We start from the raw sequence: 18,362 nt of genomic DNA on the forward strand, positions 1-18,362 counted from the left end.
GGCCACAGCCTGCTGTCACGCGGACAGGGATCAGTCGCGCTCGCCGCCGCCCAGGTGGTGGACCCGGACCATGTTGGTGGTGCCGGGGATGCCGGGGGGCGAGCCGGCCGTGATGACCATCGTGTCGCCGTCGTTGTAGCGGTTCAGCTTCAGCATCTCCGCGTCGACCAGCTCGACCATGGCGTCGGTGTTGTCCACGTGCGGCACGACATGGGCCTCGACGCCCCAGCTCAGCGAGAGCTGGTTGCGGGTGGACTCGTCCGTGGTGAAGGCCAGGATCGGCTGCGCGACGCGGTAGCGCGAGAGACGGCGGGCCGTGTCACCGGACTTGGTGAAGGCGACCAGGGCCTTGCCGTCCAGGAAGTCCGCGATCTCGCAGGCCGCACGGGCCACCGAACCGCCCTGGGTACGGGGCTTCTTGCCCGGGACCAGCGGCTGGAGGCCCTTGGACAGCAGCTCCTCCTCGGCGGCGACGACGATCTTCGACATCGTCTTCACGGTCTCGATGGGGTACGCGCCGACGGACGACTCCGCGGAGAGCATGACCGCGTCCGCGCCGTCCAGGATGGCGTTGGCGACATCGGACGCCTCGGCGCGGGTCGGCCGCGAGTTGGTGATCATCGACTCCATCATCTGGGTCGCCACGATCACCGGCTTGGCGTTGCGGCGGCACAGCTCGACGAGGCGCTTCTGCACCATCGGGACCTTTTCGAGCGGATACTCGACGGCCAGGTCACCGCGGGCCACCATCACACCGTCGAACGCCATGACGACGCCCTCCATGTGCTCGACGGCCTGCGGCTTCTCCACCTTGGCGATGACGGGGACCCGGCGGCCCTCCTCGTCCATCACCTTGTGGACGTCCTTGACGTCCTCGGCGTCCCGCACGAAGGAGAGCGCCACCAGGTCGCAGCCCATCCGCAGGGCGAAGCGCAGGTCCTCGACGTCCTTCTCGGACAGGGCCGGGACGTTCACCGCCGCGCCGGGCAGGTTGATGCCCTTGTGGTCGGAGATGACACCGCCCTCGATGACGATGGTCCGGACCCGGGGGCCCTCGACCGCGACCACCTTGAGCTCGACGTTGCCGTCGTTGATCAGGATCGGGTCGCCCTTGGCGACGTCGCCGGGCAGGCCCTTGTAGGTCGTGCCGCAGATCGACTTGTCGCCGGGGACGTCCTCGGAGGTGATGACGAACTCGTCCCCGCGGACCAGCTCCACGGGACCCTCGGCGAACTTCGCCAGGCGGATCTTCGGGCCCTGGAGGTCGGCGAGCACGCCCACCGCGCGGCCGGTCTCGGCGGCCGCCTTGCGGACCCGGTCGTAACGGCCCCGGTGCTCTTCATGGGTGCCGTGGCTGAAGTTGAAACGGGCCACGCTCATGCCGGCCTCGATCAGAGCGACGAGCTGCTCATGGGAGTCGACGGCGGGACCGAGGGTGCAGACGATTTTGGAACGGCGCATGAGGCGGATCCTATCGGTTTGTTTCGCTGCGGAATATTCCGTCTGGTGGAAGATACAAAGGGGCGCGGGGGTGCTCAGTTGTCGACCTGTCCGACGCCGTTCGCTCCGATGAGGGCGAAGGTCTGGTCGGCGATCTCCAGCTCCTCGTCCGTCGGCACCACGGCGACCGCCACCCGTGCGTAGTCCGGCGAGATCAGCCGGGGTTCGGCGGACCGTACGGCGTTCAGACCGGCGTCCACCGCCATGCCGAGCTCCGCGAGGGGGGCGATGGCGGCCTCCCGTACGGGCGCCGAGTTCTCCCCGACCCCCGCCGTGAACACCACCGCGTCCACCCGGCCGAGGACGGCCGTATAGGCGCCGATGTACTTCTTCAGACGGTGGATGTAGATGTCGAAGGCCAGCGCTGCCCGTTCGTCGCCCTCGTCGACCCGGCGGCGGATCTCCCGCATGTCGTTGTCGCCGCACAGCCCGACCAGACCGCTCCTCTTGTTGAGCAGCACATCGATGTCGTCCGCCGACATGCCCGCCACCCGCTTGAGGTGGAAGGTGACGGCTGGATCGATGTCCCCGGAACGCGTACCCATCACCAGCCCCTCCAAGGGGGTCAGCCCCATGGAGGTCTCCACGCAGCGCCCGCCCGCCACCGCGGAGGCCGAGGCGCCGTTGCCCAGGTGCAGCACGATGAGGTTGAGGTCCTCCGGCGGGCGGCCCAGCAGCTCCGCCGCCCTGCGTGAGACATACGCGTGCGACGTGCCGTGGAAGCCGTAGCGGCGGATGCGGTGCGCGTCGGCGGTCTCCACATCGATCGCGTACCGCGCCGCGTGCTCCGGCATCGTCGTGTGGAACGCCGTGTCGAAGACCGCCACCTGCGGCAGGTCCGGGCGCAGCGCCCGCGCCGTACGGATGCCGGTGATGTTCGCCGGGTTGTGCAGCGGGGCCACCGGCACCAGCCGCTCGATCTCGGTGAGCACCTCATCGGTGATCACCGTCGGCTCGGTGAACCTCAGCCCGCCGTGCACCACCCGGTGGCCGATCGCCGCGAGTTCGGGGGAGTCGAGGCCGAGTCCGTCCGCCGCCAGCTCCTCGGCCGCCGCCTTCAGGGCCGCCTCGTGGTCGGGGATCCGGCCGGTGCGCTCGCGGGGCTCCGCGCCGCCGCCGCCGAGCGGGGTGTGCACCAGGCGGGAGCTGTCCTCGCCGATGCGCTCGACCAGGCCGACCGCGAGCCGGGAGTGGTCGCGCATGTCGAGGAGCTGGTACTTCACCGACGAGGAGCCGGAGTTGAGGACGAGTACGCGATGGGGTTCCACAGGGGCCGGACCTTCGTCGGTGGGGGTGGTCGTACGGGACATGGCGTTCACTCCTCGGCCTGCGCCTGGATCGCCGTGATGGCCACCGTGTTGACGATGTCCTGGACGAGCGCGCCGCGCGACAGGTCGTTGACCGGCTTGCGCAGGCCCTGGAGCACCGGGCCGACGGCCACCGCGCCCGCCGAGCGCTGCACGGCCTTGTAGGTGTTGTTGCCGGTGTTCAGGTCCGGGAAGATCAGTACGGTCGCCTGGCCCGCCACCTCGGAGCCGGGCATCTTCGTCGCCGCCACGGACGGCTCGACCGCCGCGTCGTACTGGATCGGGCCCTCGACGCTCAGGTCCGGCCGGGACGCCCGTACCCGCTCCGTCGCCTCCCGCACCTTGTCGACGTCCGCGCCGGAGCCCGAGGTGCCCGTCGAGTACGACAGCATCGCGATCCGCGGCGTCACCCCGAACCGGGCGGCGGTCGCCGCCGACTGCACGGCGATGTCCGCGAGCTGCTCCGCGTCGGGGTCCGGATTGACCGCGCAGTCGCCGTACACGAGCACCTTGTCCGCCAGGCACATGAAGAAGACGGAGGAGACGATCGAGGCGTCCGGCTTGGTCTTGATGATCTCGAAGGCCGGGCGGATCGTCGCCGCGGTGGAGTGCACCGAACCGGAGACCATCCCGTCGGCCAGGCCCTCCTGGACCATCAGGGTGCCGAAGTAGTTCACGTCGGCGACGACGTCGTACGCCAGCTCCACCGTCACCCCGCGGTGCGCGCGCAGCGCCGCGTACCGTTCCGCGAAGCTCTGGCGCAGTTCCGAGGTCTGCGGGTCGATGAGCTGTGTCCCGGCGAGATCGATGCCGAGGTCCGCGGCCTTCTTGCGGATCACGTCGACATCGCCGAGGAGGGTCAGCTCGCAGACGTCGCGGCGCAGCAGCACATCGGTGGCGCGCAGTACGCGCTCCTCGGTGCCCTCGGGCAGCACCACCCGGCGCCGGTCCGCGCGGGCCTGCTCCAGCAGTTCGTGCTCGAACATCATCGGTGTCACCCGGCCGCTGCGGGCCACCGAGATCCGGTCCAGGAGCCCGGCGGTGTCCACATGGCGTTCGAAGAGGCCGAGCGCGGTCTCCGCCTTCCGGGGCGTGGCCGCGTTCAACTTCCCTTCCAGCGCGAAGAGTTTCCCGGCCGTCGGGAAGGAGCCGTCGGCCACCGAGACGACCGGGGTGCCCGGTGCCAGCCGTGCGGCCAGCGTGAGTATCTCCTCGCCGGGATGCTCGTCCAGGGTCAGCAGTACACCCGCGATGGGCGGGGTGCCCGCGCTGTGCGCGGCCAGCGAGCCCACCACCAGGTCCGCCCGGTCCCCGGGGGTGACGACCAGGCATCCCGGGGTCAGCGCGTTCAGCAGGTTCGGCAGCATCGCGCCGCCGAAGACGAAGTCCAGCGCGTCCCTGGCCAGGCCCGCGTCGTCGCCGAGCAGCACCGTGCCGTCCAGCGCGGCGGAGATCTGGGCGACGGTGGGCGCCGAGAGCGCCGGATCGTCCGGGAGCACCGAGACCGGGACGGGCAGCCGGGCCGCGAGCCGTTCGGCGATGATCTCGCGGTCCTCGGACGCGACCCGGTTCACCACCATCGACAGGACGTCGCAGCCGAGCCCGGCGTACGCGCGGTAGGCGTTGCGGGTCTCGGACCGTACGGACTCCGCGGTCTGCCCCTTGCCCCCGACCACCGCGATCACCGAGGCGCCGAACTCGTTGGCCAGACGGGCGTTGAGCGCCAGTTCGTCGGGCAGCTGGGTGGCGGCGAAGTCGCTTCCGAGGACCAGCACCACCTCGTACTCCCGGGCCACCCGGTGGAAGCCGTCGACGAGCCGGGAGACCAGTTCGTCGGTACCCTGTTCCGCCTGGATCGCCGAGGCCTCGTGGTAGTCCAGGCCATAGACGTCGGCGGGGCTCTGGGAGAGCCGGTAGCGGGCCCGCAGCAGCTCGAAGAGCCGGTCGGGGCCGTCATGGACCAGCGGGCGGAAGACCCCGACCCGGTCCACCTGACGCGTCAGAAGCTCCATGACTCCCAGCTCGACGACCTGACGGCCGTCTCCCCGGTCGATCCCGGTCACGTACACGCTGCGCGCCACGCGTGCTCTCCCGTCCTTATTGGGCAGATTTGGCTGGCATTGCCTCTTGACGATACCTGCGCGGACGACTACGCCGCCCGCCGGAGTGACCCATTCTCGGGGCCCGGACCGGGGTCCGGGCCGAGGGGTGCCCGAAGGACGGGTCCGAGGTCCCGAGCCCTCCGGACACAAGGTCCCGGGGCGGCGGGACGTCCGGCCCCGGCCGCCCCGGTCCTTCGCCCCCGGTTGTCCCGTCGAGCGCCCGCTGGAGTAGCCGAAAGCGCGGGGTCCGGGCCCGGCGTGGGACAATCGTCACGGCTCACGGTACGGGGGATTCATCGGCTGGCCCCCGAACAGCGCGGCACTAGCGAGCAGGAGACACAGCACGATGCGCATCGGAATTCTCACCGCAGGCGGCGACTGCCCAGGCCTGAACGCAGTGATCCGGTCGGTCGTGCACCGCGCCGTCGTGGGTCACGGCGACGAAGTCATCGGATTCGAGGACGGGTTCAAGGGCCTGCTCGACGGCCACTTCCGCCCGCTCGACCTCAACGCGGTCAGCGGCATCCTGGCGCGCGGCGGCACCATCCTCGGATCGGCCCGGCTGGAGCGCGACCGGCTGCGCGAAGCCGCCGAGAACTGCGACGAGCTGAGCCGCCGTTACGGCATCGACGCGCTCATCCCGATCGGCGGCGAGGGCACGCTCACCGCTGCCCGGATGCTGTCCGACGCGGGCATGCCGGTCGTCGGCGTACCGAAGACCATCGACAACGACATCTCCGCCACCGACCGCACCTTCGGCTTCGACACCGCGGTGGGCGTCGCCACCGAGGCCATAGACCGGCTCAAGACCACCGCCGAATCGCACCAGCGGGTCATGGTCGTCGAGGTGATGGGCCGGCACGCGGGCTGGATCGCGCTGGAGTCCGGAATGGCGGGCGGTGCGCACGGCATCTGCCTGCCCGAGCGGCCGTTCCAGGTCGACGATCTCGTCAAGATGGTCGAGGAACGCTTCGCCCGCGGCAAGAAGTTCGCCGTCATCTGCGTCGCCGAGGGCGCGCACCCGGCCGAAGGCTCCATGCCGTACGCCAAGGGCGAGATCGACCAGTACGGGCACGAGCGTTTCCAGGGCATCGGCAACCGGCTCGCCGTCGAGCTGGAGTCCCGGCTCGGCAAGGAGGCCCGACCGGTCATTCTCGGCCATGTCCAGCGCGGCGGCACGCCGACCGCGTACGACCGGGTGCTCGCGACCCGGTTCGGCTGGAACGCGGTCGAGGCCGCGCACCGCGGCGAATTCGGCCGGATGACGGCCTTGCGTGGAAACGCGATCGAGATGGTGCCGCTCGCCGACGCGGTCACCCGGCTGAAGACGGTGCCCGCGGACCGGATGTACGAGGCCGAGTCGGTCTTCTGACCGTTTCCGCGCCCGTGTTCCGGCCCGGGGCGCCACCAGCGGCCCTGACCGTCCCCCCGTGGACGGTCAGGGCCGCTCACCGTTCCCCCGCCGGTATGTGCCGCAATCCACTCTTGAGCCCACGACCCGGATCAACAAGGCTTGGACTTGTCCCGGACATGTCCCAACTCTGTCCGAGAGCCAGGTCAGATGAGGTCCGGTGGCTTCGGCGCGGACCGGTGCAGGGGAGAGGACGCAGGGCATGGTCGTCGAGGGCAGGATTCCGGATCCACGGGGAGCGCGGGGCCCGGCCGAGTTCGTGGCGCTGCTTCGCGCGCTGAAGGACGCGTCGGGACTGACCTTCCGGGAGCTGGCCGACCGCGCGGAGGCGGTCGGCGACGTCCTGCCCCGCTCCACGATCGCCAACATGCTGAGCCGTGCGACGGTGCCCAGGGAGGAGCTGCTCGCCGCCTTCGTCCGCGCCTGCGGCTGCGGCCCCGGGGAGGCCGAACGCTGGCTCGCGGCACGCAAGGAGATCATGGTGCCGGGGGCGCCCTTCGCCCCGGAGGCCGCAGGGGGTGCGCCGGAGCGTGCGGGCGCGGCGGAACATGCGGGCGTGCCGGAGCGTGCGGGGGCGCCGGACTCCTGGCGCGCGACGGAACCCGCGGGCGCCTCGGACGCGCCGGGCCGCCCTGTGGATGCGGAGGCCCCGCCCGAGCCGGGCGCATCCGTACCCACATCCGTCCCCACATCCGAACCCGCACCCGAACCCGTCCCCGCCGATCGCCGTCGGCGCCGGAGACGGACGGCCCTCGTGGCCACCGCCGGCGTCGCGGTGCTCGCCGCCGCGACGGTGACCGTCGTCCTTCTCGTCAAGGACGGGGAGAGGACGCCGCCGCTCAGCGCACCGGCACCGGGGCCGGTGAAGATCCGGGCCGTGCACTCCGGGCTCTGCCTCGCCGAGCGCGACAACAGCAGTGGCCGTCTCTACCAGGTGCCGTGCGCCTCGGCGGCCGTCCCCGGGTTCGCCCTGCGGCCGATGGGCGACAGCGTCTGGCGGCTGGAGACCGATCACCCCGACTACGGGTCCGGCTGCACCGGCGTCTGGGACGGTGGGACGGAGATCGGCGCCGCGCTGCAGGACCAGGAGTGCGGCAAACGCGGGGAGGCGGAGGCGTTCTGGGTGGAACCCGTCGGCGAACCCGTACGCGGCTACCGTCTGCGCCCCACGCACACCGGTCTCTGCGCGGGGATCGACGACGCGGTCGAGGACCGGGGCGCCCAGGCGGTGCAGCTGAGCTGCGAGGGGCGCAACGACGGGCTGCTGTTCTCCTTCGACCCGGCCTGACCGGACGGCCGGCGGCCGGGGGGCGTCGGTCGGGGGCCGGGGCCGCCGATCGGGGGCCGGGGCGCAGCCCCCCCCCGGGGACCCCGGGGCCCTGATCAGAGTCCGGAGTGGCGCCGCACGCCCGCCGTCCGCCAGAACTGGTCGACGACCCGCGCCAGGAACGCACGCCCCGCGTCCCCCGTGGCTCCCGACCGTTCCTCACCGGTACTGCTCCAGCTCAGCGTCGACACCATCAGCGACTGGTAGTCGGCGTGCAACTGCTCCAGCACGTCCTGGACCAGGCGCCGGTCCAGCGGGACGAGCTTGGACACGGGGCGCACATACGCCTGCCAGCGCGTCGTCAGAGCGCTGCGCAGCAGCGCCGCCAGCTCCTCGTCCCGGCCCGCCGCCGTCAGGAACTGCGCCGCCGACAGGCCCAGCACCTCGCGCAGCGCGGCGGACTGCCGCTCGTTGCCCCGCCAGCGGCCCGACTCCTCCATCCGCAGATACGCCGACGTGGTCATCCCGAGCCGCCGGGACAGGTCGTCCACCGAGAGGTCCCGGGTCATCCGGTGTTCCCGCAAGGTGGAGGCCGCGGCCAGCAGTTCGCCCGGTGCGCACCACAGCACCCCGGCGAGCGCCGTGAGTTCCCGCTCGGTCGGTGTCGCCTCCCCGCGCTCCCAGGCGATCACCGTCTCGGCGCTGACGCGGAGCCCGTACTGCGCGGCGAGACCGTAGGCGACATGACCGGGTGCCATCCCCAGAGCCTCGCGGAGTCGGCGCGCGGCGGGGGAGCTGAAAGGCGGGGTGGGGTGCACGGCCCCACCGTAGAAGTCGGGAACGGGCCTGGCTACGGTACGTTCCGCCCAGAACGTGCTTCGTAGGAACCTCCTAGGGCGAATCGGGCCTGTTCGAGCCCCCTGAACCCCCGGCCGCCCCCATTTTGAGCAGGCCCGGCACCCGGGCAGGCCCTGGCATCCGGGCAGACCCCGACACCCCAGCTGTCCCTCCTCACCCCTTGACCGCGCCGCCCAGTGCGAACCCGCCGCCCAGTCTGCGCGAGATCAGGAGGTACAGGAGCAGTACGGGGGTGGAGTACAGGATCGAGAACGCCGCCAGCTGCCCGTAGATCACCGAGCCGTGGTTGCCGAAGAACGTGAAGATCGAGACGGACGCGGGCAACTGGTCGGGAGAGAGCAGCAGCATGAAGGGGACGAAGAAGTTCCCCCAGAGCATGATGAAGGTGTAGATCGTCACCACCCCCACGCCCGGCCCCATCAGCGGCAGCACCACCCGCCACAGCGCCTGGGGCACGGATGCCCCGTCGGTCCAGGCCGCCTCCTCCAGGACCCTCGGCACGCCGTCCATGAAGTTCTTCATCAGCCAGATGGCGAACGGCAGTTGGGAGGTGGCGAGGAACAGCGCCGTGCCGTGCGTCGTGTCGATCAGGTCCACCTGGACGAAGAGCCCGTACACCGGGACCATGACCGCGGTGATCGGCAGACACGTCGTGAACAGGACGGTCAGCAGGAACGGCCGGTTGAAGCGGGAGCGGTGGCGGGAGAGCGGATACGCAGCGAGCACCGCGCACACCACCGTCAGCAGGGTCGCCCCGCCGCACAGCAGCAGGCTGTTGAGCATCGGTGTGAAGGTGATCTCGTCGGTGAGCACCGCCTCGAAGTTGGCCGTCGTCGGCGATTTCGGGGGTCTCACCCGCAGGTTCGCCCCGCTGTCCAGCGAGGCGAACACCAGCCACAGCAGCGGCAGCGCGAACGACGCGCCCACCAGCAGCAACGCCCCGTCGGCCGCGAGCCGGGCCCGGGTGCGGCGGGCCGTCATCACACCTCCACCCTCATCAGCCGCAGATAGACGACGGAGAACAGCGCCCCGACCAGGAGCAGCAGCAGGGCGACCGCCGTCCCGTAACCGATCAGGCTGTTGACGAACGCCTGGTCGTACATGAACACCGGGAGGGTCTGGCTGCGATTGCCCGGTCCGCCCCTGGTCATGGCCCAGATCAGCCCGAAGACGGAGAGCGTGGAGAGGGTGTTCAGCATCAGATTGGTGCCGATGGAACGGCGGATCATCGGCAGCGTGACATGCCACAGCCGGCGCGGCCCGCTCGCCCCGTCGACCGCGGCGGCCTCCCTGATCTCCTGCGGGATCTCGGAGAGCGCCGCCGAGTAGATCAGCATCGAGAACGCCGTGCCGCGCCACACGTTCGCGAAGGACACGGCCAGGATGGGCAGCGTGAACAGCCAGTTCTGGGACGGCAGATGGAGCCAGCCCAGGACCATGTTCAGAGTGCCCTCGCGGCGGAAGAACGCGTACAGCAGGAACGCCGCCACGATCTCCGGCAGCACCCAGGACGCGATGACGAGCGCCCCCGTCACCGTACGGACGGGACGGGACGCGGCCCGCATCAGTCCCGCCAGCGCCAGGCCCAGCGTGTTCTGGCCGACGATCGAGGACAGGAAGGTGAAGACGAGGGTGAGCAGGACGGCGTTACGGAAGTCGTCGTCGGCGAACGCCCGGCGGAAGTTGTCGAAGCCGACGAAGGAGGAGCCGGACGCACCGGTGAGCTGGGTGTCGGTGAACGCGATCCCCACGCAGTAGCCGATCGGCCCGGCGAGGAAGAGCAGCAGCAGTACCGTGGCGGGGGCGAGGGGCAGCCACCGCACCACCCGCCGGTGTCCGCCGGTGCCTTCCGCGCCCGGCCGCCCCCGCCGAGGGCCCGCGCCGTCCGCAGCGCCGTCGCCCGCCCCGCAGTCCGTCCCGCCGCCCGCCGTGCCGACCGTCCCGCCGCGCGCCCCGTCGCCCGGCCCGGTCCCGGTCACCCGCCGACGACCGCGTCGCCGACGATCGTCCTCAACTGCTCGTCGTACTCCCTCGCCGCCGACTCGGGAGAGCCGTCCCCCGTCGTCACCTTCTCCATCGCCTCGCCGATCGCCGTCGACACCTGCGGATAGACGGGCAGCGCCGGACGGTAGTGGCTGTGGCCGACCAGCGCGGTGAAGAACGTGATGCCCGGCATGGACTTCAGATACTCCGGGTCCCGGGCCACGTCCTCCCGGACGGCGATCTGCGCACCCACCACATCCCACCTGACCGCGTTCTCGGCCGTCTGCAGCGTCTTGACGAACTCCCAGGCCAGGTCGGGGTTCTTCGCCTTCTGCGGGATGGCCCAGGCCCAGCCGCCGGACATCGACACCTTCCCGGGTGCCCGGCCGTGCTGCGTCGGCATCGGGGCCTGCCCGAGCGCCGTCTCCCACTCGGGCCACGCCCTCGGCCCGCCGTTGATCCAGTTCTGACCCATCCAGGAGCCGTCCAGCGAGATCGCGAGCTTCCCCTCGGGGAACCACTCGGTGGCCACCTTGGTGCCGATGTTCGGGTCCAGGGCGTCCGAGGGGTCAGGGCCGAGCTTCTCCCCGTACACCGTCTCGACGAAGGCGAGCGCGTCCTTGAAGCCCTGGCCGCCCGCCACCCACTTCTTGGCCGTCGTGTCGTAGAGGGGGTCCGCGCCCGTCCCGTACAGCAGCATCTCGAAGCCCTGCATCACCGCCGCCTCACCCGGCCCCTTGCCCGTGTACACGTTCAGCGGGATGACGCCGGGGACCTTCTTCCTCACGGTGCGTGCCGCGTCCAGGACCTCGTCCCAGTTCTTCGGCTGCCAGTCGGCCGGCAGCCCCGCCCTCGCGAAGATCTCCTTGTTGAACCAGAGGCCACGGGTGTCGGTGCCGTCGGGGACGCCGTACGTCCGGCCGTCCGCCGCCTTCGCCGCCGCCTTCGCCGTGTCCACGAACCGGTCCCAGCTGTCCCACTTCGCCAGATAGGAATCCAGCGGTCGCAGATACCCGGCCTCGATGTCGGAGCTGATCCGGAACGTGTCCTCGTAGACCAGGTCCGGGGCCGTCCTCGGCGAGCGCATCATCTGCTGCGCCTTGGTGGCGTAGTCGTTGTCCGGTGCCTGGATCGGCAGCAACTCGACCTTCTTGCCGGGGTGTTCCTTCTCGAACTGCTCCTTCACGGACTGGAAGTGCTCGTCCTTGAAGCGGATCTTGTTGTCCGTCGAGCGGTTGTACGCGACCTTCACGGTGTCCGGGTCACTGCCGGATCCGGAGGAGCAGGCGGTGAGCGAACCGGCGGCGAGCACGGTGGCTGCGGCGGCGAGGATCAGTGGGGCGGTGGGGCGCACGGGCACGACCTCCTCATGGCCACGAGGGCTGACCGTGACCGTAGGTCCGGCCCGTCGAAGAGGTCAATGCCCGTGCGGCAAGCGCTTGTTGTGCCCCGGGGCCCGTGTGGTCAGCGCTCCTGCGCCAGCCACCGGTAGTGCAGTTCCGGGCGCCCCACCTGACCGTAGTGCGGGCGCCGTGCGGCGCTGCCCACCGTCACCAGATGCTCCAGGTAACGGCGCGCGGTGATCCGTGAGATCCCCAGCTCCTCCCCGGCGGCGGCGGCCGTCACCCCGTCCGGGGCCGCCCGCAGCACCCGGGTCACCGCCTCCAGCGTCGGACCGCTCAGGCCCTTGGGCAGCGCGACCGGATGCGCGACGCGCAGCGCCCCCAGTGCCCGGTCCACCTCTTCCTGCCCGCTCGCCTCCCCCGCCGCCGCGCGGAACTCCGCGTACCGCACCAGCCGGTCGCGCAGGGTGGGGTACGTGAACGGCTTCAGCACGTACTGCACCACCCCGAGCGACACGCCCTCGCGCACCACCGCGAGATCACGCGCCGACGTCACGGCGATCACATCGGCGCCATGACCGGCCGCCCGCAGGGCCCGCAGCAGCTGGAGCCCGTGCCCGTCGGGCAGATACAGATCCAGCAACAGCAGATCCACCGGCGTACGCTCCAGCGCGCGCACCGCCTCCGCCCGGGTGTGGGCCACCGCCGCCACCGCGAAACCCGGGACCCGCTCCACGTACATCTGATGGGCGTCGGCGGCCACCGGGTCGTCCTCCACCACCAGTACCCGGATCATGGGCCGACCTCCTTCGCCTCACGTACGGTCCCGCCGGGGCTCGGCGTACGGCCACCGAGCGGCAGCCGCACCGTGAACCGCGCCCCGCCGTCCGGCCCCCGGTCCAGCTCGACCGTGCCGCCGTTGCGGTGCGCGGCCTGCCGCACCAGTGCCAGCCCGAGCCCGCGCCCGGCGCCGCGCGTCGACCAGCCCCGCCGGAACACCTCGGCCGCGTCGTCCGGGCCGATGCCCGCCCCGGTGTCGGCCACGCGCAGCAGGAGCAGACCGTCGACGGCGCGGGCGGTCACGGTGACCCGGGCGCGCGAGGAGGCCCGCGGGGCGGGCACCGGAGCGGGAGTCCGGGCGGGCACGGGGACCTGACCGGCTTCCGGTTCCGTACCGGCGTCCGGGTCGGCACCGGCCCTCAGCCCGGAACCGGCTTCCGGTTCTGTACCGGCTCTCCGTTCCGTACCGGCTCCCCGTTCCGCACCCTGCTCCCCTTCGGCACCGTGCGCCCGTCCCGCGTCGTCGTCCGGGGCCGGGTGTCTCTCCGGTCCTCCGCTCGCCGCCTCCGAGGCCGCGTCCACCGCGTTGTCGATCAGATTGCCCAGGATCGTCACCAGATCGCGCTGCGCCGGGCGGTCCGGCAGCGCCCCGTCGTCGATCAGACTGTCGTCCGCCAGCACCAGCTCCACCCCCCGCTCGTGCGCCTGCGAGGCCTTGCCCAGGAGCAGCGCGGCCAGCACCGGTTCCGCGACGGCGCCCACGACCCGGTCGGTCAGTTCCTGTGCCAGCTCCAGCTCCGCCGTCGCGAAGCCCACCGCCTCCTCCACCCGGCCCAGCTCGATCAGCGACACCACCGTGTGCAGCCGGTTCGCCGCCTCGTGCGCCTGGGAACGCAGCGCCCGGGTGAAACCGCGCTCCGAGTCCAGCTCGCCCGACAGCGCCTGCAACTCGGTGTGGTCCCGCAGCGTCACCACCGTGCCGCGCTGCTCCCCGCCCACCACCGGACGGGTGTTGACCACGATCACCCGGTCCGCCGTGAGATGGAGTTCGTCGACACGTGGTTCGGCGGCCAGGAGCGCCCCGGTCAGCGGGGCCGGCAGCGCCAGTTCGGCGACCGTCCGTCCGACCGCGCCCGGCCCGAGACCCAGCAGCTCCCGGCCCGCGTCGTTGATCAGCGCGATCCGGCGCCGCCCGTCCAGCATCAGCAGCCCCTCACGCACCGCGTGCAGCGTGGCCTGGTGGTAGTCGTGGAGCCGGCTCAGTTCGGTGGCGTTCATGCCGTGGGTGTGCCGCCGCAGCCGGGCGTTGATCACATAGGTGCCCAGCCCGCCGAGCGCCAGCGCCCCGCCCGCCGCGAGCCCCAGTGCGCCCAGCTGGTCCCGTACCTGGGTGGAGACCCGCTCCACCGTGATGCCCGCGCTGACCAGACCGGTGATCCCGCCGCCGTCCCGGACCGGGGTCACCACCCGGATCGAAGGACCGAGCGTGCCGGTGTACGTCTCCGTGAACGTCTCGCCGCGCAGCGCCTGTTCGGTGTGGCCCAGGAAGGTGTCGCCGATCAGCCGGGAGTCCGGGTGCGTCCAGCGCACTCCCCTCGGGTCCATGATCGTGACGAAGGCGATCCCGGTCTCCTCGCGCACCTGTTCCGCGTACGGCTGGAGTGCTGCGGACGGATCCGGGGTGCGGATGGCCTCCCGTACGGAGGGAGAACCGGCCACCGCCAATGCCACCGCCCGCACCTGCCGGGCGGCGGTCTCCTCGGCCTGCGCGCTGCCGGAGACGTACGCGAAGACCGCGCATCCGGCGACCACGGCGGCCACCAGCACGACCTGCATGGCGAAGAGCTGGCCGGCCAGGCTGCGGGGGCGGGTACGGGGGAGGCGCATGGCACCCAGTCTGCCTGCCCCGGCGGGCCGCTCATCGGGTGGCCGGAAAGCAGCTGTGAACGATATGAACGCAAGGGTGACCGGGGTCACAGGGAGGTGGATAGTCACCGGAGCCCCCAGGGACGGGGTGCGCCCACGACCGAGCCGAGGAGGGCCCCCGTGGCAGTGTCAGCCGCACAGCGGGACCGAACCCATTATCTGTACATCGCCGTGATCGGTGCCGTGGTGCTCGGCATTCTCGTCGGCTTCGTGGCCCCCGGGGTCGCCGTGGAGCTGAAGCCGATCGGGACCGGCTTCGTGAACCTGATCAAGATGATGATCTCGCCGATCATCTTCTGCACGATCGTGCTGGGCGTCGGTTCGGTCCGCAAGGCCGCCAAGGTCGGTGCCGTCGGAGGGCTCGCACTCGGATACTTCCTGGTCATGTCGACGGTCGCTCTCGCGATCGGCCTGATCGTCGGCAATGTGCTGGAGCCCGGTTCGGGCCTCCACCTCACCGAGGCGGCCCGCGCGGCGGGCGAGAAGCAGGCGGCGGGCGCGAGCGAGTCGACCGTCGACTTCCTGCTCGGCATCATCCCGACCACCATGGTCTCCGCCTTCACCGCGGGCGAAGTGCTCCAGACGCTGCTGATCGCGCTCCTCGCGGGCTTCGCGCTCCAGGCCATGGGGCCGGCCGGTGAACCGGTCCTGCGCGGCATCGGCCACATCCAGCGCCTCGTCTTCCGCATCCTCGCCATGATCATGTGGGCGGCGCCGGTCGGTGCCTTCGGTGCCATGGCGGCGGTGGTGGGCGAGACCGGTCTGGACGCGCTCAAGTCCCTCGCGATCATCATGATCGGCTTCTACATCACCTGCGCGCTGTTCGTCTTCGTGGTGCTCGGCACGATCCTGCGGCTGGTCGCCGGGGTCAACCTGGTCTCGCTGCTGAAGTACCTCGGGCGCGAGTTCCTGCTGATCCTGTCCACCTCGTCCTCCGAGTCGGCGCTTCCCCGGCTGATCGCGAAGATGGAGCACCTGGGCGTCAGCAAGCCCGTCGTCGGCATCACGGTGCCGACCGGCTACTCCTTCAACCTCGACGGCACCGCGATCTACCTCACGATGTCCTCCCTGTTCATCGCCAACGCGATGGGCGACCCGCTGAGCGCGAGCGAGCAGATCTCGCTCCTCGTCTTCATGGTGATCGCCTCGAAGGGTGCGGCGGGCGTCACGGGCGCCGGTCTCGCCACCCTCGCGGGCGGTCTCCAGTCGCACCGCCCCGAGCTGGTCGACGGCGTCGGTCTGATCGTCGGTATCGACCGCTTCATGAGCGAGGCCCGCGCCCTGACGAACTTCGCGGGCAACGCGGTCGCCACGGTCCTGGTCGGCACCTGGACCAAGGAGATCGACAAGGACCGGGTCGAGCAGGTCCTCGCCGGACGGGTCCCGTTCGACGAGAGGACGCTCGTCGACGACCACGCCCCGGCGGAGACGGCGGACATCCCGGCGCCGCGCGGGGAAGGCACACTGCCGTCGAAGGTCTGACGCCCGGAACGCCGACGCACCAGCACCGACGCGCGGGCACCGGGACACCAGCACCGACGCACCCGGACCGGGGCGGCCGGACCGTCAGCGGTCCGGCCGCCCCGGTCCGTCGGTGAACAGCGGTACAACCCCCGGGGGAGGGCAGCGGTCTTCCATACAGCAACGAGATCCGTCCACGTGTCGCACAAGGGGACCCCATATGAACCAGACCCGCACCAGCCGTCGCGTCCTGCGCGGGGGAGTCGGTGCCCTGGCCGCCGTCGCCCTGACCGGGCTGGGTGCCACACCGGCGCTCGCCGACGAGGAGGAGCCCCACCTCGGGATCGGGAATCTCGCCAGGATCACCGGAGCCGAGCCCGGCGGCGGCTTCGGCATGCCGTTCTCGGTGCTGAACAAGGGGACCGAGGAAGTGGCGAAGGTCTGGGTCTCCTACGCCGTGTCGCCGGGCCTCCGCGCCGCCGACTCGTACTCCAACTGCGAGTACGCGACCGCCTACTCCCACGACGAGAGACCGGACTCGCACTACGCGGTCTGCGCGATCGACCAGCCGCTGAAACCGGGTGTCCTCTACGTTCCCGAGCGGCCCATCGGGCTCAAGGCACTGGACAGCGCGATGTACGACGACGTCTACATGACGGTGAGCGGCACCGAGCCGAGCCCCTCCGGCGACGGGGAATCCGACCCCGTACCGGGCACGGGCGCCCCGCTGAAGCTGGTGGAGAAGGGCCCGGCCGATGAGGCCGACCGCGAGAAGCACCCCGAGCGGTACGCCATGACCGACGTCACCTCCGACAACACCGCCGACTACGCGCTGACCGGCGCGAAGCTCAGCGGCAAGGTGGGCGACAAGGTCACGGCCGCCGTGAAGTTCATCAACAAGGGTCCGGCCTGGGTCTACCTCGAACAGGGCCAGGGGGCCGCGACCGTCGACATCCGGATACCTGCCGGGACGTCGGTGGTGAAGCCGGACGGCTTCTGCCACAAGGTGACCACATCGCACTACCGGTGCGGGACGTCGCAGTCCTGGGTCGACGAGAACACCGGCGAGACCTACTCCTTCGTGCTCCGGATCGACAAGGCCGTGGACAACGCGGTGGGCAAGGTGAAGTTCACCGGGAAGGCCCGGCCCTTCGACAAGAACCCTGCCAATGACTCGGCCGAGATCGTGATCAACGCCGGTACGGGCGGTACGGGCGGCTCCGCGTCCACCGGCGGCTCGTCCGGCTCCGCGACCGGCGGCGGCTCCACCGGCAGCACCGGCGGCTCGTCCGGTTCCCCGTCCACCGGCGGCTCCACCGGCACCACCGGCGGCTCCACCACCGGCACCACCGGCTCGCAGACGACGGCGGGCGGCGGCCTGGCGGCGACCGGCGCCACCTCCACCGGGCCGGTGATCGGCGCGGCGGCAGCGGCGCTGGCCGCCGGCGGAGGAATCCTCTACGCGATGCGCAGGCGCTCGGCGGCACAGAGGTAGGACGGGCCCCGGCTGCGGGGACACGGCGTGGCCGGTACGGGAACCACTTCCGTACCGGCCACCCGCATGCTCACGGAGAGTGAGTGGATTCGGCGCTTGCCTTGACGTCGGCGTCAAGGATTACGGTCATGCCATGCGAATCGGTGAGCTGGCCGAGCGGGCCGGGACGACGACACGGACTCTGCGCTACTACGAGTCACGCGGACTGCTCCGCGCGCGGCGTGCGGGAAACGGCTACCGCACCTACGACGAGAGCGATCTGCGGATGCTCCGGCAGATCCGGACCCTTCAGGACTTCGGGTTCGATCTGGAGGAGACCCGCCCCTTCGTCGAGTGCCTGCGCGCCGGGCACCCGGCCGGTGACGCCTGCCCCGCCTCGCTCGCCGTCTACCGGCGCAAGCTCGACGAACTCGACGCGCTGATCGGGCAGTTGCGGACGGTCCGCCGCGAAGTCGGCGCACAGCTCGCACGGGCGGAGCTCGAAGCGTCCGCCGAACGGCCCGGCGGTCCGGAACCACGTTGTGAACTGGGAGGATGACAGATGATCCATGCGGAAGATGTCGCCGAGGTCACCGATGAGACCTTCGACCAAGAGGTGCTGGCGGCCAGGGACCGCCCCGTCCTGGTGCAGTTCACCGCCGACTGGTGCGGCCCCTGCCGCCAGATCGCCCCGGTCCTGAACCAGATCGCCCAGGAGAACGCCGACCGCCTCAAGGTCGTCCAGCTCGACGTCGACCACAACCCGGGCACCGCCACACGGTACGGGGTCCTGTCGATGCCGACCCTGATGGTGTTCCGCGCGGGCGAACCGGTGAAGTCGATGGTCGGCGCCCGCCCGAAGCGGCGCCTGCTCCAGGAGCTGGAGGACGTGTTCGAGCTCCGGGTCCGGCCGGCCTGACACCGTACCGACTCCCCCCCCGGTAGCAGCC

General features: G+C 71.2%; 15 protein-coding genes. 6 read left to right on the plus strand and 9 right to left on the minus strand.

The features are described from left to right. Positions 1–30: 30 nt before the first annotated feature. The 3 genes from pyk to pta form a co-directional block, all read right to left on the minus strand. Positions 31–1,461: a pyruvate kinase gene (gene pyk, locus ABT170_RS03340; protein WP_329945976.1), complete on the minus strand. Its 1,431-nt coding sequence runs from the start codon at positions 1,459–1,461 to the stop codon at positions 31–33. Positions 1,462–1,535: 74 nt separating this feature from the next. Beyond that, positions 1,536–2,810, minus strand: a complete 1,275-nt coding sequence (locus ABT170_RS03345; protein ID WP_351863700.1) for an acetate kinase — start codon at positions 2,808–2,810, stop codon at positions 1,536–1,538. A gap of 5 nt (positions 2,811–2,815) precedes the next feature. Beyond that, positions 2,816–4,888, minus strand: a complete 2,073-nt coding sequence (gene pta, locus ABT170_RS03350) for a phosphate acetyltransferase (protein ID WP_329945974.1) — start codon at positions 4,886–4,888, stop codon at positions 2,816–2,818. Positions 4,889–5,255: 367 nt separating this feature from the next. Here pta and ABT170_RS03355 point away from each other — a divergent pair, with 367 nt between their 5' ends. Together ABT170_RS03355 and ABT170_RS03360 are read left to right on the plus strand one after the other, a co-directional pair. After that, positions 5,256–6,281, plus strand: a complete 1,026-nt coding sequence (locus ABT170_RS03355; protein ID WP_329945973.1) for an ATP-dependent 6-phosphofructokinase — start codon at positions 5,256–5,258, stop codon at positions 6,279–6,281. Positions 6,282–6,522: 241 nt separating this feature from the next. After that, positions 6,523–7,608 (plus strand): helix-turn-helix domain-containing protein, encoded by a 1,086-nt coding sequence (locus tag ABT170_RS03360; RefSeq protein ID WP_351863703.1) that lies wholly within the window; start codon positions 6,523–6,525, stop codon positions 7,606–7,608. 95 nt (positions 7,609–7,703) lie between these two features. Here ABT170_RS03360 and ABT170_RS03365 read toward each other — a convergent pair whose 3' ends face one another. From ABT170_RS03365 to ABT170_RS03390, 6 genes are all read right to left on the minus strand, one after another. Further along, a complete protein-coding gene (locus ABT170_RS03365; RefSeq protein WP_351863705.1) occupies positions 7,704–8,345 on the minus strand; it encodes an XRE family transcriptional regulator in 642 nt (213 codons plus the stop codon). 253 nt (positions 8,346–8,598) lie between these two features. Continuing rightward, positions 8,599–9,426: a carbohydrate ABC transporter permease gene (locus tag ABT170_RS03370; RefSeq protein WP_329945970.1), complete on the minus strand. Its 828-nt coding sequence runs from the start codon at positions 9,424–9,426 to the stop codon at positions 8,599–8,601. Continuing rightward, the gene (locus ABT170_RS03375) at positions 9,426–10,271 is read right to left on the minus strand and encodes a carbohydrate ABC transporter permease (protein ID WP_329946067.1); all 846 of its coding nucleotides are present in this window, start codon (positions 10,269–10,271) and stop codon (positions 9,426–9,428) included. The genes ABT170_RS03370 and ABT170_RS03375 overlap by 1 nt, the downstream gene beginning before the upstream one ends. A 149-nt stretch (positions 10,272–10,420) precedes the next feature. Continuing rightward, positions 10,421–11,782, minus strand: a complete 1,362-nt coding sequence (locus ABT170_RS03380; protein ID WP_351863707.1) for an ABC transporter substrate-binding protein — start codon at positions 11,780–11,782, stop codon at positions 10,421–10,423. Between the two features lie 110 nt (positions 11,783–11,892). Then, entirely contained in the window at positions 11,893–12,567 is a 675-nt protein-coding gene (locus tag ABT170_RS03385; protein WP_329945968.1) for a response regulator, read from the minus strand. Then, positions 12,564–14,438: an ATP-binding protein gene (locus ABT170_RS03390; protein WP_351863709.1), complete on the minus strand. Its 1,875-nt coding sequence runs from the start codon at positions 14,436–14,438 to the stop codon at positions 12,564–12,566. Before ABT170_RS03390 ends, ABT170_RS03385 begins: the two co-directional genes overlap by 4 nt. 159 nt (positions 14,439–14,597) lie before the next feature. Between ABT170_RS03390 and ABT170_RS03395 the strand changes: the two genes are divergently transcribed. The 4 genes from ABT170_RS03395 (at position 14,598) to trxA (ending at position 18,331) form a co-directional block, all read left to right on the plus strand. Next, positions 14,598–15,959 (plus strand): cation:dicarboxylate symporter family transporter, encoded by a 1,362-nt coding sequence (locus ABT170_RS03395; RefSeq protein ID WP_329945966.1) that lies wholly within the window; start codon positions 14,598–14,600, stop codon positions 15,957–15,959. A 199-nt stretch (positions 15,960–16,158) separates the two neighbouring features. Next, positions 16,159–17,433, plus strand: a complete 1,275-nt coding sequence (locus tag ABT170_RS03400) for a peptidase (RefSeq protein ID WP_351863711.1) — start codon at positions 16,159–16,161, stop codon at positions 17,431–17,433. Positions 17,434–17,566: 133 nt separating this feature from the next. Then, on the plus strand, positions 17,567–17,971 hold the full coding sequence (locus ABT170_RS03405; protein ID WP_329945964.1) for a MerR family transcriptional regulator: 405 nt from the start codon (positions 17,567–17,569) through the stop codon (positions 17,969–17,971). 3 nt (positions 17,972–17,974) lie between these two features. Further along, complete coding sequence (trxA, locus tag ABT170_RS03410; RefSeq protein WP_351863713.1) at positions 17,975–18,331, plus strand: thioredoxin; 357 nt, start codon at positions 17,975–17,977, stop codon at positions 18,329–18,331. Positions 18,332–18,362: the final 31 nt, after the last annotated feature.

It is taken from the genome of Streptomyces sp. NPDC001787, assembly GCF_040297465.1.
Taxonomy (GTDB): domain Bacteria; phylum Actinomycetota; class Actinomycetes; order Streptomycetales; family Streptomycetaceae; genus Streptomyces.

Excerpts from the sequence above, each read along its gene's own strand:
- ABT170_RS03400 (WP_351863711.1), top strand. The coding sequence starts at position 16,159 with ATGAACCAGACCCGCACCAGCCGTCGCGTCCTGCGCGGGGGAGTCGGT.
- pyk (WP_329945976.1), bottom strand. The coding sequence starts at position 1,461 with ATGCGCCGTTCCAAAATCGTCTGCACCCTCGGTCCCGCCGTCGACTCC.
- ABT170_RS03390 (WP_351863709.1), bottom strand. The coding sequence starts at position 14,438 with ATGCGCCTCCCCCGTACCCGCCCCCGCAGCCTGGCCGGCCAGCTCTTC.
- ABT170_RS03405 (WP_329945964.1), top strand. The coding sequence starts at position 17,567 with ATGCGAATCGGTGAGCTGGCCGAGCGGGCCGGGACGACGACACGGACT.
- trxA (WP_351863713.1), top strand. The coding sequence starts at position 17,975 with ATGATCCATGCGGAAGATGTCGCCGAGGTCACCGATGAGACCTTCGAC.
- ABT170_RS03385 (WP_329945968.1), bottom strand. The coding sequence starts at position 12,567 with ATGATCCGGGTACTGGTGGTGGAGGACGACCCGGTGGCCGCCGACGCC.
- ABT170_RS03345 (WP_351863700.1), bottom strand. The coding sequence starts at position 2,810 with ATGTCCCGTACGACCACCCCCACCGACGAAGGTCCGGCCCCTGTGGAA.
- ABT170_RS03370 (WP_329945970.1), bottom strand. The coding sequence starts at position 9,426 with ATGACGGCCCGCCGCACCCGGGCCCGGCTCGCGGCCGACGGGGCGTTG.
- ABT170_RS03360 (WP_351863703.1), top strand. The coding sequence starts at position 6,523 with ATGGTCGTCGAGGGCAGGATTCCGGATCCACGGGGAGCGCGGGGCCCG.
- ABT170_RS03355 (WP_329945973.1), top strand. The coding sequence starts at position 5,256 with ATGCGCATCGGAATTCTCACCGCAGGCGGCGACTGCCCAGGCCTGAAC.
- ABT170_RS03365 (WP_351863705.1), bottom strand. The coding sequence starts at position 8,345 with ATGGCACCCGGTCATGTCGCCTACGGTCTCGCCGCGCAGTACGGGCTC.